This window comes from Faecalimonas sp. LCP19S3_D12, assembly GCF_052121495.1.
Classification (GTDB): domain Bacteria; phylum Bacillota; class Clostridia; order Lachnospirales; family Lachnospiraceae; genus Faecalimonas.
On sequence record NZ_JBQKED010000042.1, the window covers coordinates 16,269 to 30,114 of the forward strand.

Annotated in this window: 14 protein-coding genes and 1 pseudogene; 12 read left to right on the forward strand and 3 right to left on the reverse strand. The window is 39.5% G+C overall.

Annotated features, from left to right (window positions below; all coding sequences use genetic code 11):
• Positions 1–19 precede the first annotated feature (19 nt).
• From ACTQXY_RS12255 to ACTQXY_RS12280, 6 genes are all read left to right on the forward strand, one after another.
• Positions 20–760 (forward strand): SseB family protein, encoded by a 741-nt coding sequence (locus ACTQXY_RS12255; protein ID WP_441659683.1) that lies wholly within the window; start codon positions 20–22, stop codon positions 758–760.
• Positions 761–770: 10 nt separating this feature from the next.
• Entirely contained in the window at positions 771–2,309 is a 1,539-nt protein-coding gene (locus ACTQXY_RS12260; protein WP_441659684.1) for an amino acid carrier protein, read from the forward strand.
• Between the two features lie 117 nt (positions 2,310–2,426).
• Positions 2,427–3,377: an ATP-binding cassette domain-containing protein gene (locus tag ACTQXY_RS12265; RefSeq protein WP_441659685.1), complete on the forward strand. Its 951-nt coding sequence runs from the start codon at positions 2,427–2,429 to the stop codon at positions 3,375–3,377.
• A complete protein-coding gene (locus tag ACTQXY_RS12270) occupies positions 3,361–4,227 on the forward strand; it encodes an ABC transporter permease subunit (RefSeq protein ID WP_441659686.1) in 867 nt (288 codons plus the stop codon). The genes ACTQXY_RS12265 and ACTQXY_RS12270 overlap by 17 nt, the downstream gene beginning before the upstream one ends.
• A 12-nt stretch (positions 4,228–4,239) precedes the next feature.
• Positions 4,240–5,619 carry a Gldg family protein gene (locus ACTQXY_RS12275; RefSeq protein ID WP_441659687.1) on the forward strand — a complete coding sequence of 460 codons (1,380 nt, stop codon included), beginning with the start codon at positions 4,240–4,242 and terminating at the stop codon, positions 5,617–5,619.
• A gap of 12 nt (positions 5,620–5,631) precedes the next feature.
• Positions 5,632–6,534: a DUF4340 domain-containing protein gene (locus ACTQXY_RS12280; protein ID WP_441659688.1), complete on the forward strand. Its 903-nt coding sequence runs from the start codon at positions 5,632–5,634 to the stop codon at positions 6,532–6,534.
• Positions 6,535–6,579: 45 nt separating this feature from the next.
• On the opposite strand, the gene trhA is transcribed toward ACTQXY_RS12280, so the two are convergent.
• Complete coding sequence (gene trhA, locus ACTQXY_RS12285; protein ID WP_441659689.1) at positions 6,580–7,233, reverse strand: PAQR family membrane homeostasis protein TrhA; 654 nt, start codon at positions 7,231–7,233, stop codon at positions 6,580–6,582.
• A 211-nt stretch (positions 7,234–7,444) separates the two neighbouring features.
• On the opposite strand from trhA, the gene ACTQXY_RS12290 reads away from it, so the two are divergent.
• The 5 genes from ACTQXY_RS12290 to ACTQXY_RS12310 all read left to right on the forward strand — a co-directional run bounded on the left by ACTQXY_RS12290 (position 7,445) and on the right by ACTQXY_RS12310 (position 11,292).
• Entirely contained in the window at positions 7,445–9,037 is a 1,593-nt protein-coding gene (locus ACTQXY_RS12290) for a DEAD/DEAH box helicase (protein ID WP_441659690.1), read from the forward strand.
• 100 nt (positions 9,038–9,137) lie between these two features.
• A complete protein-coding gene (locus ACTQXY_RS12295) occupies positions 9,138–9,740 on the forward strand; it encodes an ECF transporter S component (protein ID WP_022250646.1) in 603 nt (200 codons plus the stop codon).
• Positions 9,741–9,742: 2 nt separating this feature from the next.
• Positions 9,743–10,309 (forward strand): ECF transporter S component, encoded by a 567-nt coding sequence (locus tag ACTQXY_RS12300; protein WP_441659691.1) that lies wholly within the window; start codon positions 9,743–9,745, stop codon positions 10,307–10,309.
• 393 nt (positions 10,310–10,702) lie between these two features.
• Positions 10,703–10,999, forward strand: a complete 297-nt coding sequence (locus ACTQXY_RS12305; RefSeq protein ID WP_441659692.1) for a DUF2089 family protein — start codon at positions 10,703–10,705, stop codon at positions 10,997–10,999.
• Positions 11,000–11,001: 2 nt separating this feature from the next.
• On the forward strand, positions 11,002–11,292 hold the full coding sequence (locus ACTQXY_RS12310; protein WP_441659693.1) for a hypothetical protein: 291 nt from the start codon (positions 11,002–11,004) through the stop codon (positions 11,290–11,292).
• Between the two features lie 175 nt (positions 11,293–11,467).
• On the opposite strand, the gene ACTQXY_RS12315 is transcribed toward ACTQXY_RS12310, so the two are convergent.
• Positions 11,468–11,725, reverse strand: coding sequence for a hypothetical protein (locus tag ACTQXY_RS12315; protein WP_441659694.1), 258 nt, complete (start codon positions 11,723–11,725; stop codon positions 11,468–11,470).
• Positions 11,726–11,884: 159 nt separating this feature from the next.
• Positions 11,885–13,416, reverse strand: a pseudogene (locus ACTQXY_RS12320) (IS1634 family transposase); the annotation flags it as partial.
• A 127-nt stretch (positions 13,417–13,543) separates the two neighbouring features.
• Here ACTQXY_RS12320 and ACTQXY_RS12325 point away from each other — a divergent pair.
• Positions 13,544–13,738, forward strand: coding sequence for a hypothetical protein (locus ACTQXY_RS12325; RefSeq protein WP_441659695.1), 195 nt, complete (start codon positions 13,544–13,546; stop codon positions 13,736–13,738).
• The last annotated feature ends 108 nt before the right edge of the window (positions 13,739–13,846 follow it).

Here is a 13,846-nt window from a genome sequence, read left to right on the forward strand (position 1 = left end):
AGGAAGGAATCGGGAAAATATGAGCGATAAGAAATTAGAAGTAATTAAAAATTTACAGCAAACAGAAGCGATTTTTGTGATTATATCGGGATTTACGAAGATGCCATATGTTGCGTGTGATGAAGAGACATTTGATGACAAGGTGTTTGTTTATTTTGAGGAAGAGTCGGCAAAAGAGGCTGGAAAGAAGCTTTTAGAAGAAGGGAACCTCGTGCATATAGCAAAGGTGGAGAACCGTCTGTTTTTAGAGTTTTATACAAGTCTCTATCCGATGGGAGTGAATTGCTTACATATCAATCAGGGAGTGGATGGAGAGATTCAGATTCAGCATAGCGATTTGTTGCGTAGAAAAGAGCCAGAGGACATAGGTGATGGAAAAGTGCGTGTGGAGAATCCGGAACTTCAGTTGACGGCACTTTATTTTGCACAGGAGTTCCGTAAAAATCAGGCGGCACCAATGTCAGATGAATTAAAGGAAGTTTATGAGGAGATGTTGGTACATTTTGGAAGAGGAAAATATATCGTTCCTACGCAGGAGGATCATGGTATTCCGATTTTAAAACAAAAAGAAGGACAGGCATACCTTCCACTGTTTACAGACCTTCAGGAATTTCAGAAGTTCAATCGCGAAGGAAAATTCAAAGGAGGCGTTGTAGAGGCTGCGAAAGTATCAAATCTTTTAAATGAAGAGATGTCAGGAGTAGTTGTGAACCCATTTGGAGTCAATTTGCTATTGAATATGGAAAAGCGGAATGCGTAAGAGGTAGCCTATGCAAGGGATTTTTGAGGGAATTAATCATATTTTTCGGTTTATAGGTCCGCTGTCGGACTTCTTATGGGAATTTCCGACAAACTTTGAGTATTATGCGAAGATACCGCTTTTGGGTAATCTCTCGTTTGCCATTATACTACTTGTTGGCTCAGGATTGTTTTTTAGTTTTCGGCTTGGGTTTATGCAGGTGACTGGTTTCAAGAGAGGGGTAAAGATTTTAACACGTAAAAAGACGGTTGAGACAGGGATTTCACCATTGGCATCGTTCTTTTTGAGCACGGCGATGCGAGTGGGTCCGGGGAATATCATTGGAGTGACAGGTGCGATCGCAGTGGGAGGTCCAGGAGCGTTGTTTTGGATGTGGCTTTCTGCATTTTTTGGGATGGCAACGGCCTATATGGAGGCGACTCTCTCGCAGATATTCAAAGAGAAAAAAGAGGACGAATTTGTCGGGGGACTTCCGTTTTATGGAAGAAAACTTTTGGGAAATAAAGTCTGGATTGGTGTATTTCTCTCAGTGTTATATATACTGTATGCTTTGTGTTGTCTCCCAGCACAAGGATTCAATGTCGTATCTTCGGCGGGACGTATGACAGAGATTGTGACGGGTGATACCATTGCATCTTCTTCTGTATTTTATTATGCAGTGGGAATGATTGTGATCATGCTGACGGCGGTGATTGCATTTGGTGGAATCAAGAAAGTGACACGATGGACAGACAAGATGGTTCCGATCATGGCGATAGTGTATATTGTGACGGTGCTGGTGCTTGTTTTGATTAATTTTAAGGAGATACCATATTTTTTCAGTGCGGTATTTCGGGGAGCATTCAAGCCGGATGCATTTTTTGGCGGAGTGTTTGGAACGGTTCTTGCGCAGGGTGTAAAGAGAGGATTGATGTCTAATGAAGCGGGACAAGGTACAATTACGATGTCAGCCGCGGCAGCAGATGCAGAGCATCCATGTGAACAGGGGCAAGTTGCTTCCCTAGGTGTATTTTTGGACACGATTGTTATCTGTACGTTGACTGGATTTGTAGTTATCATGGCCCACTGTTGGACAGGTGTAGATGCTGGAAAATGGACGGCGTTGGATCAGTTGCCGAAATTTACTGAGTCGGTTGCGCAACTGACACCGGGAACATCGTTCAATGCAGTTGTTACATTCCTTGTAAGTCTTTGCTTTTGTTTATTTGCATATACGACGCTTCTTGGAATGATCAGTTTCTCTGAGATTGTGGCAAATCGTATCAGCAAGTCAAAGAAGTGTATCAACACGGTTCGGGCAGTCTGCCTGCTTGTAGCCGCATTTGGAATTTTGTGTAATATTGCAGGCTTGGAACTCGGTAATCTATGGGCGTTTTCGGATCTTGGAAATATATTGATTGTGTACTTTAATGTGCCGATCGTGTATGTCGGCGCAAAATATGTATTCCGTGCGACAAAGCATTATAGAAAAAATGATGGAACACCATTTACTTCAGAAGTAATTGGCAGAACAGATTGTGAATATTGGGATAAAAGAGCTGGGGAATAAGATGTGTTTCACAGAATGAACACAGAATTCTCATAATTTAAACACAAAAATATCATAAAGTTATCGATTTCTTTTCATATAATATAAACAATTCATATTGTTTCAGGAGGGAAGAAATTGATAGAAGTAAAAAATTTAGTCAAGAAATATGGCGATCATACGGCTGTAGATCATCTGAGTTTTACAGTTGAAAAAGGACAAATCTATGGATTTCTCGGACCGAACGGTGCCGGAAAATCTACCACAATGAATATTATGACAGGATATTTGGGGGCAACAGACGGTGAGGTACTCATCAATGGGCACGATATTTTGAAGGAGCCGCAAGCGGCAAAAAAAAGTATCGGTTATCTGCCGGAGCTGCCTCCATTATATATGGATATGACTGTCATGGAATATCTTAAGTTTTCAGCAGAATTAAAAAAGATTAAAAAAGAAGACAGGGAACAGGAGATTGAAAAAGCGTTGAAGCTTGTCAAGCTCGCAGACGTGCAGGACAGACTGATTAAAAATCTGTCAAAAGGATATAAGCAGAGAGTAGGACTTGCTCAGGCGATTTTAGGATTTCCGGAGATTATCATACTAGATGAGCCGACTGTAGGACTTGATCCAAAGCAGATCATTGAGATTCGCGAATTGATCCGTGAACTGGCGAAAGAGCACACGGTTATCTTGAGTTCCCATATTTTGGCGGAGATTCGTGAAGTGTGTGATTACATTATGATTATCTCAAAAGGAAAGCTGGTTGCAAGCGATACTCCAGAGCATTTGGAAGAATTGATGAATGGCTCCGATACGATTCATATTGAGACAAGAGCCGAAAAAGAGACGGTAAGAGAGATCCTAAGTGGACTGAAGGATATCGAAGATGTGACCTATACACAGGAAAATGAGATCTTGAAAGCAGAGGTTAAGACGAAAGAACGAAAAGATATCAGAGAAGTGATTTTCAGTGCATTTGCAGAGGCAAAATGTCCTCTTCTCACATTGCAGAAGACAACAGTTTCGTTGGAAGAAGTATTCTTAGAATTGACAGGAGGACAAAAATCAGATGAAAGCAATTTATAAAAGAGAGTTAAAATCTTATTTTCAATCTATGATTGGGTATGCGTTTATCGCGTTTTTACTGACATTTGTCGGTATTTATTTTATGGCATACAATCTGAATGCAGGGTATCCGTATTTTTCTTACGCATTATCCGGCGTGATGTTCATGTTCCTGGTTGCAGTGCCGATATTGACGATGAAGAGTTTTTCGGAAGAGCGAAAGAGTAAGACAGACCAGTTGCTTTTGACATCGCCGGTTCGTCTGGTGGATGTTGTGCTTGGGAAATATCTTGCGATGGTAACGGTATTTTTAATTCCGAATCTAATTTTCTGCATCTATCCGCTGGTGATCAAAATGCAGGGGACTGCCTATTTGCGGGTGGACTATGCGGCGATTTTGCTGTTTTTTGTACTTGGTTGTGTTTACATAGCAATCGGAATGTTTTTATCTGCGTTGACAGAAAGTCAGATTATCGCAGCGGTAAGTACTTTTGCAGTGCTTCTCATTTTACATCTGTGGGGCGGATTGTTAGATTTCATTCCAAGTACGGCAATCAGTGGAGTGATTGGAATCATCGCAATTATCACAATTGTGGCGTTGATTATCTACCAATTGACAAAAAACTGGGTGATCAGTGCGGTGATAGAAGCAATTGGAGTGATTGCATGTGTTGTTACATACGTTGTGAAATCATCTTTGTTTGAGAATCTGCTTGTGAATCTTTTGAGTAAATTAGATCTTTCCAGTAGTTTTTCAAATGTGTATATGAACAAATTGTTGGATGTCAGCGATTTGATTTTGTGTTTTTCACTTATTGTATTGTTTGTATTTCTGACAATTCAGACTATACAAAAAAGATGTTGGAGTTAGGAGGCTGTATCGGTGAAGAAAATAAAAGAAATGTTTCAAAGTCCTCAATCACGTTATGGGACATATAGTATGGTAATAACTGCGGTGGTAATCGCAATCGTGATCGTGATAAATATGATTGCAGGTCAGCTTCCTGACAGTATGAAAAGCATAGATTTGAGTGGTAATTCACTCTATGAGATTACGAAGATAAGTAAGAAGCTTTTAAAGAATCTGGATAAAGAGGTACAGATTCATGTGTTGTCGGAGAAAAGCTCTACAGATGAGAGAATTCAGACATTCATAGAGAAATATGCAGCGCTCTCAAACAAGGTGAAGGTAGACTGGGTAGATCCGGTATTGCATCCTTCAGCAGTTACAGAATATGAGGCACAGGAGAACAGCGTTGTTGTAGAGTGTAAGGATACAGAAAAGAAGATGGTAATCCCGTTCACAGATATCATTGTGTACGATGAGATGTCTTATTATACGACTGGGTCTATGACAGAAAGTGAATTTGATGCAGAAGGTCAGCTGACAGGTGCGATAAACTATGTGACAAGTGACACTTCAAAGACGATCTATCGCACAACAGGACACGGAGAAGCTACTTTCTCCACGACAATCACAGACCTGATGAGAAAATCCAATTTCACAATATCTGAGTTGAATCTGATGATGAATAATAAGATTCCGGATGACTGTGATCTGCTTGTTCTGTATGCGCCGACGTCGGATTTGACAGCGGACGAGAAGACATTGATCACAGATTATCTCACAAACGGCGGGAAGGTATTGTTCATTATGGGAGATACGCAGAATGAGACACCGAATTTAGATGCGCTGATGAAGACTTATGGAATGGAAAAGGTAGACGGCTATATTGCAGACACAACAAGAAGCTACCAAGGAAATCCATATTACATATTCCCGGAGATCACAGCAAGCGGAGAGATGGCAGACGGTCTTTCTTCAAAAATGGTGTTGCTGATCAATGCACTTGGATTTAACACGGTAGATCCGGAACGTGATACTATCACAGTTGACAGCTTTATGACAACTTCCAGTGACGGATATGCGGTGACAGAGGATAAGGAGACTCAGGGAACTTACACTCTTGGCGCTGTGGCAACAGAGGATGAAAGCCGGTTTACAGTTATTTCGGCGGCAACTATGATCGATGCAAATGTGACGGATGCCTTCTCAACATTAGAAAATACAACGCTATTTATGAATGCGGTTACAAGTAATTTTGATGATGTAGACAATCTTTCAATTGAAGCGAAGAGCTTGGAGACAACATTCAATACAATGCAGCACACAGGATTATTAGGACTTGCAGCTATCATTGGTGTTCCGGTTCTCATTGTCATCTTTGGATTTGTAAGATGGCTGAAACGTCGTAAAGCGTAAGGAGGGCATAGAATGAAGAAATATAAATCACTGATCATTCTTTTGGCAGTTTTGGTTGTGCTTGTAGTTGCGTATGTTGTGACAGGGCAGTTAAAAAAGAAATCGGCAGAGAAAGAAAACGAACAGAAACAGATTGCAGTGCTTGATATGTCGGATATCATCTCAATTCAGTATACGAACGGAACAGATACGATGTCGTTTATAAAAGAAGATGGTACATGGTACAGTGAGTCTGATAAAGAATTTCCATTGCAGCAGAGCAGTCTTAAGACGATGGCAGAGACTTTTGGAACGCTTTCAGCTAATCGGGAGTTAACCGATGGAGATACACTTGCGGACTATGGACTGGAAGAGCCACAGTATACGATCACGCTCAAGGATGCTGATGGAGAACAACAGAACATTTATATCGGCAATGCGGCAGGTGAAGACTATTATATGACTGTAGGAGATAAGGAAAAGATCTATACGGTAGATTACAGTGTGGTAAATGCAATGAATTTTGATTTAGATTCTATGCTTCAGAAAGACACATTCCCAAGCATTGGAGCAGATAATATCAAGAAGGTGACAATCACAAAAGTCGGCGAGACAACCGAGTATGATGCAGATAACAGTGATCAGTCAGATGATATCACAGCAATCGGCGGAGGACTTGGGGCAGCTTATTTTGTAGATTGCGTGGATTATTCTGTACAGGCGGACGAACTGGCTCAATATGGATTAGATGAGGCACAGCGTACAACAGTCACAGTCGTATATACAGACAGTGATGATAAAGAACAGACATTTACACTTTATGTAGGCGGAAGAGATGAGAGTGATGCCTATAATTATGTGCAGATGGATGGCTCGAAAATGGTCAATACGATGACAAAAGAGACTGTAAATAACATATTGAATATTGAAGAATAAGAAAAACGGAGGCTATTTGTATAGTCTCCGTTGATATACATATATTTAAAGTATGAACACATACATTACGATGAAATGGCAGATACTTCCACCCATTACAAACAGATGAAAAATCTCGTGAGTCCCGAAATTTTTATGTCGGCTGTTAAAAATTGGAAGTTTCAGTGCGTAAATAATTCCGCCAATTGTGTAGATGATACCACCTGCTAAAAGCCATCCGAATGCGGCAGGAGAAAGTGCGTTCAACAACTTTGTAAAGGTGAGAACACATGTCCAGCCCATTCCGATATACAGCACAGAAGAGAACCATTTCGGACAGTTGATCCAGAATGCTTTGATCAGTATTCCGAAGATTGCAATGCCCCATACGATGGAAAGAAGAATGATTCCGGTTGTTCCTTTTAAGACAAGCAGACAAATCGGAGTGTAGCTTCCGGCAATCAGAACCGATATCATCATGTGGTCAAATTTTTTCAGTCTTTTATTCACTTTTTCTGAGATATCAAGGGAATGATAAATCGTACTCGCTGCATATAATAAAATCATGCTGACCAAATAAATCGTAAGCGAGATAAGATAAATTGGGCTTGGTTCATGTGCAGCTTTTATCAGTAATGGTATTCCGGCAAAAATTGCCATTAACATGCCGATAAAATGAGTGATTGCGCTTCCTGGATCTTTTAAATGCTTTTTATTCATAAATCATACCTCCTAGTGATGAAAAATATTATATGTAGTAATTGATACTATGTTAAGCATATGTATATATTACACCTGATATGTATAAATAGCAAGTTAAATTTGACAAAAGCGTTTTACTCTGTTATGATGTTACACAGAAACTTTGTGAATACCCTTTACTTGGTGGCAAGTGAAGGGTATTTTTATTGGTATAGGAAGGATATAAAATATGGGAAATATGAATTTTGAGAATCTGGGACTTTGTTCAGAGATTCAAAAAGCAGTAAAATACATGGGATTTGAGGAGGCGTCGCCAATTCAGGCAAAAGCAATTCCGGTTATTTTGGAAGGAAAGGATATCATTGGTCAGGCGCAGACAGGAACCGGAAAGACAGCGGCATTCGGGATTCCACTTTTACAGAAAGTCGATCCGAAAAACAAAAAGCTACAAGGGATTGTTCTTTGCCCGACAAGAGAACTCGCAATACAGGTGGCGGATGAGATCCGAAATCTGGCAAAATATATGCATGGAATTAAAGTGCTTCCAATCTATGGAGGGCAGGAGATTGTAAAACAGATCCGTTCTCTGAAAAGTGGGACACAGATTATTATCGGTACGCCGGGACGTGTGATGGATCACATGAGACGAAAGACGATCAAGATGGATCAGGTGCACACGGTTGTCCTTGATGAGGCAGACGAGATGCTCAATATGGGATTTCGCGAAGATATTGAGACGATTTTAAGCGGAGTGCCGGAAGAAAGACAGACAGTTTTGTTCTCAGCGACAATGCCAAAAGCAATTATGGAGATTACAAAAAAATTCCAAAAGAATGCCCAAGTGGTGAAAGTGACAAAAAAAGAGCTCACAGTTCCGAATATCGAGCAGTTTTACTATGAAGTAAGACAAAAGAATAAGGAAGAGGTGTTAACTCGTCTTTTAGATATTTATACACCAAAGCTTTCTGTTATTTTCTGCAATACGAAAAAGCAGGTAGATCTTCTTGTGACCGCATTGCTCGGAAGAGGATATTTTGCGGCGGGACTTCACGGTGATATGAAGCAGGCGCAGCGTGATCGTGTGATGCAAGGATTCCGAAGTGGGAAGACAGACATTCTTGTTGCGACCGACGTGGCAGCTAGAGGAATTGACGTAGATGAGGTAGAAGCAGTATTTAACTATGACTTGCCGCAGGATGATGAATATTATGTACACCGTATCGGAAGAACGGGGCGTGCGGGAAGAGTTGGACGTTCGTTTTCATTTGTATCCGGAAAAGAAGTGTATAAGCTGAAAGAGATTCAGAGATATTGTAAGACGAAGATTTATGCACAAAAGGTTCCATCATTGGACGATGTCGCTAATACAAAGATGGAGAATATTTTGGAGGACATTGACCGCATTATCGAGACAGAAGATCTGACAGCGATGGTCAATGCAATCGAGAGTAAAGTAAATGGCTCTGATTACACAGCGATGGACATTGCGGCTGCATTCTTGAAAATGTGTACGGGAATGACGATGGGCGATGACGGTTCAGCGGAGGATATGGACTTTGGTGACACCGGAGCAGAAGAGCCTGGAATGGTACGTTTGTTTATCAATATTGGAAAAAAGCAAAAAGCAAAACCGGGAGATATTCTTGGAGCACTTGCCGGCGAGACCGGAATGCCTGGAAAACTCATCGGTACCATCGATATGTTTGACAAATATACATTTGTAGAGGTTCCGAGAGAGTATGCGAAAGACGTTCTGCATGCGATGCAGAATGCAAAAATCAAAGGAAAATCGATTGCCATAGAACCGGCGAACCAAAAATAAATAAACTGGACTGGTTAAAAACTCAAAAACTGGTATTTTTAAATATACCAGAATGATGTTAGTATAGTACCTAACTTAAGTAAGGAAAGGGGTATACAACATGGAAAAAAAGAATGAGACAATGATAAAACTAGCACAGACCGCTTTGGTGGCGGCGCTATGTTATGTGACCTTTACATTTTTGCAGATCAAGATACCGATGCCTGGTGGAGATGCCACATCACTGCATCTGGGAAATGCGGTATGTGTACTTGGGGCACTGTTGTTAGGCGGATGGTATGGCGGACTTGCAGGAGCTATCGGAATGTCTATTGCAGACATTATGGATCCGGTTTATATTACAGTTGCACCAAAGACATTTGTATTGAAGCTATGCATTGGTCTGATTGTCGGACTTGTGGCGCATCGTATTGCCAAGATCAATGAGAGCAGTGATAAGAAGTATGTGCTCAGATGGAGTGTGATTGCATCTGTTGCAGGGCTTGGATTCAATGTAATCGCAGATCCGCTTGTAGGTTATTTTTATAAACAGTGGATACTGGGACAGCCGCAGGAGATGGCGGAGGTGCTTGCGAAATGGAGCACGGCGACCACATTCGTAAATGCAGTGGTATCAGTCATTCTGGTCGGTGTTGTATATAATGCGCTCAGACCGGTATTGCTTCGCAGCGGGCTTATTCATATGAAGAGAAAGGCTGTTTAACTATGGGGCAGAGTAGCACGATAAACTTAAAGACGATTGTGACGGTTGGTTTTTTTGCCGCAGTTACATTTCTTGGGATACAGATGTTTCGGATTCCGCTTCCGGCAGCAGTTGGGACACCATTTGTACATTTTGGACATATTTTTGTTGTGCTGGGTGTGCTGTTACAAGGCGGGAAGAAAGGCGCAATATCAGGAACGATCGGACTTGTATTATTTGATCTGTTAAACGGATACGTGCAGGCGATTCCACAGGTTTTTATAGAGACAATTGTGAAGTGCCTGATCCTCGGTGCCATTTTAAAACACTTTGCAAAAGGGAGAGATGACCAAAAGACAGAATACCGGGCTGTCACGATCGGCGTGTTTGTGTACGCTGTGATGAATATTGTGATTGAATTTGTGATGGGAACGATTACACTTTTGATTGCGGGAAGTGGAGTGAATGCAGCACTTTTGGGAGCGCTTACTTCAATCCCTGCCACAGTGATAAACGCAGCGTTTATGGTCTGTGTGGTGCTTCTTATTTACAGACCGATAGGAAGGATATATAAAAAGTACTTCCATTAGCAGGCGCATCTGTGATTTCCAGATTAGTTCCCATATGGTCAGCTAACATTTACTCTAGGATCCTGTAGTTCAGCGGAAAGCTGAATTACAGGATTTTTTTGCATTTCACTTATTAGGTGCTATGCCTCTGTCCAGTATATTTAGTGTTTTGGTTGTTGGCGTTATAGAAGTTGTAAGTTTACCTTTAAGTACACAATCAATTTAGATTATAGGTAGATGTATCACCAGTGTTGGGTAATCAAGAGGAAGAAAAAGAAAGTGTATTATACATCATACCATCTCATTTAAATAAAGGCTTATCTAAATAAAAATAAATTTATAATTTGTATTGACTTTAATATTATTTATGTTATATTTAATATAATTAAGTAACAAATGAAAGGGGATTATAAAATGGAAATTGACAAAATACCTCTATGGATATTGGCTTTAGAACAGGAAGACGCTACCTTTTTGAAGAACTTTGTTTTGAAGTCAGGTTCATTAAAAGAAATTGCAAAAATGTATGGCGTAACTTATCCTACGGTACGATTACGATTAGATAAGCTAATTCAGAAAATCGAAGTGGCAGACCAAAAGGAAGAAGAACCCTTTACAACATTTGTGAAAGGTCTTGCGGTTGATTCTCGAATTGATTTGGAAATCGCAAAAATTATTATTGAAAAATACAAAAATGAAAAGGAGAAATGATTATGTCAACTTATTTAATTATTGTTATCATTGCAGCTGTTTTTGCACTTATGGGTGTGCAAACAATCTTGACAAAGCGCAAAAGCCCGTTTTGGGGATTTATTATACCTGTTCTAATAGTTTTGACAGGAATATACTTCTATTTTTTCAAACATATTGAAGTGAATTATAAAAATGTAGTAGTATTTGTTGTTCCGCTTGTTTGGTGTTTGATTGAATGTTATCAAGGAAGAAAACGTAGAGCAGAAGAAATTGAAAAAGAAATAAAAAAAATGAAAGCAAAAGATTTATAAAGTTTGTATGAAAAAATCGGGAGATACACAGTTATCAGCCGTGAACTTGAGTTTGTCAAGTAAAGTGTGTAAATTTTTTGATTTTTTATCGGCGGTCAAATTAGACCGCCGATTTTGCGTTATTCTTATTAATTCACGTATTATTGGAAGGGCAAGTCATCGTCTTCTGCATCAGTCATCTGAAAGGTGGATATATCAAAATAAAGCTCGTCTGTTTCAGTAGCATACTGATAGCTGCAACCCTGTCTTTTTCCGCCTCTTTTTCTTCTTCTGATAAACTGTCAAACCAATCTTGCAATTCTTTTTCGGCTCGCAAAGCACTGATGAAATCAAGGGGATACCCACCGGCTCCACAGATATAATTGCTATTATCATAAGAACTCCTGCCTTTTGCTACCCATTCATGAAGTTCCCTGCATTCTTCTTTACTCATGGGTGTATTTGCCTCATATTCTTTCAACTGAACCGTTTTGCCAATTGATGTTGGGAAACATTTGCCTCAAAATATAGCATAACCGAAGATATTTTATCTTTAGCAGATATCGTCTTCTTTGACATAAAGTATGCTCCCTCCTAAGTAACAAGTTTATTATTATTTCACTTGTCTACCTAGAAGGGAGCATATCATTAACCGATAGCCCCTTAGCATTTTATTTAGGTCTTCATTTCCGAGAAAATATGATGTCAGTGGTAATCTTGTCAGGCAAGAGAACTCTTTGGTAAACGATGAACTTCTCGTTAAATTTATATATTTTCGGTCAGCGATTTTGGCGATTCTAAAATCACGTATAAAATCAAAAATTTCTTCTGTACTATATTCATCTTTCAATGTATGTATCTGTAAGAGTCTTGTTAGTAACACTGCAAGATAGCAGATTATGATATGTAGCATAGATTTCCGAAGTAGTCATGCGGATTCCGGAAGTTATGAGCATGTTATATCCAGCTAGCTTTTTTGTTTATTTCAATTTTGCTTTTTCCGGTTGTTTTCTCTCCCTTTTTGTCGGTGGAAATAAAGGTAACATACTTAGAATTGTCTCCATATTCGGATTTCTTTGCTTCGCACGCTCTAAGCTTTTTGGCTTTTTCCACCTACCGATTAATCTCATATGTCTGCTTTTCGGCAAGTTTTGGATTGAATGCTACAGTACGTTTTTCCGTAAGCTTCAGTGTTCTTTTGTGTCCGGTATTATCCGTGTAAGTATATGAAAAATCATCCACGCAATCTTTTATGCGGTAAAGAATGTCACCTTTTTTATTTTTTACATCAACATAATCATTCTCAAGAAGTACCCATGTTTTTTCTGTTTCCGGGAGGGTTTTTACAGATTTTGAGAAAATATATCCATCTCCTGCTTTTAGAGCATGCATGATGTTGTTAAAGCAGTTGAGTCCTTTATCTGCCACCTGAATGGGTCTACCAGATATGTGGCTGCGCTGTTTTAAATCATCAATGATATCTCGTATTACAGGCTTTTCACTTTCATTTCCGGGATACATTTTCATACCGATGGGAATCTAGTTTGCATCAAGGAGTAAGCCCATTCCGACAATAGGTTCCTTCTTGTTTTCTTTGGAAGGTCCTTTTAATTTGAAATCATTTTCTTTGTCAATTTCAAAATAAAAGTTTGTACAGTCGAAGTAGGAGTGAGAAGTATCAAATGGATACTTCTGAGGCACCTGATGATTGAAAATCTCAATGATTTTTTCGTATTCAGGGCCAATGTACCCGAGACCGAAATAAATCTGATTAAGGGAGAAATCATGTTTTTCAAACAGTTTCGGAATAACTTCGATATACTTTTTTAATTTTGAACAAGGATGGACAACTCTCGCATAAATAAGAGCTGAGATCATATCGAAGATATTGAACTTAAAATTCGCTGTGGTCTGAATAAGATCAATATATTTTTTACATCCAAGAGAATCATTAAGATTTTTCAGTGGGAAATAGCCAAGTAACTTTTCCGGAGATTCTCCAGAAATCTGCCGTTCTTTTTCAGACTGTTTTTTCTTTTTGTATTCCTGATTGAGATTTTGCACTTCTTGGCCAAATACGGCAATAGGATTCTCAATGCCGCTTGCTTGCAGTTCATGAACATATCCAATCGGTTTATAACAACGCATGTAAAATGAGATGATTGTGGATAAAAATGCGGAAACTCAAGGGATTTGTGTCTTGACAACTGAGCTACTATACTATACTATTTAATAAAATAACAATATTCTTTTGCTAAATGGAGGGTTAAATATGGAAAAATCAAAAATTTTACTTGATGAAATTAAAAAAGAACAATTAGAATCAATTAACGGTGGAAACTACGGAGCTAGTATTCTTTGGGGAGAATTCTTATCTGCAGTGAATCCTTGGGGATCTTGTTCATGGCCTGGTGGTTTCTATAGCAAGCCTACTTCTGGCTCTGGCTCTACATGTACCTCTCATTAACTAAGACTTCCCATACCCCAAATGGGACTTGTTCCTTGAAAATTCAATATTTCAGCTAACAAAATAGCGATTTATGCCGCAGTAGCCAGTGGATGGAGTGCATTACGC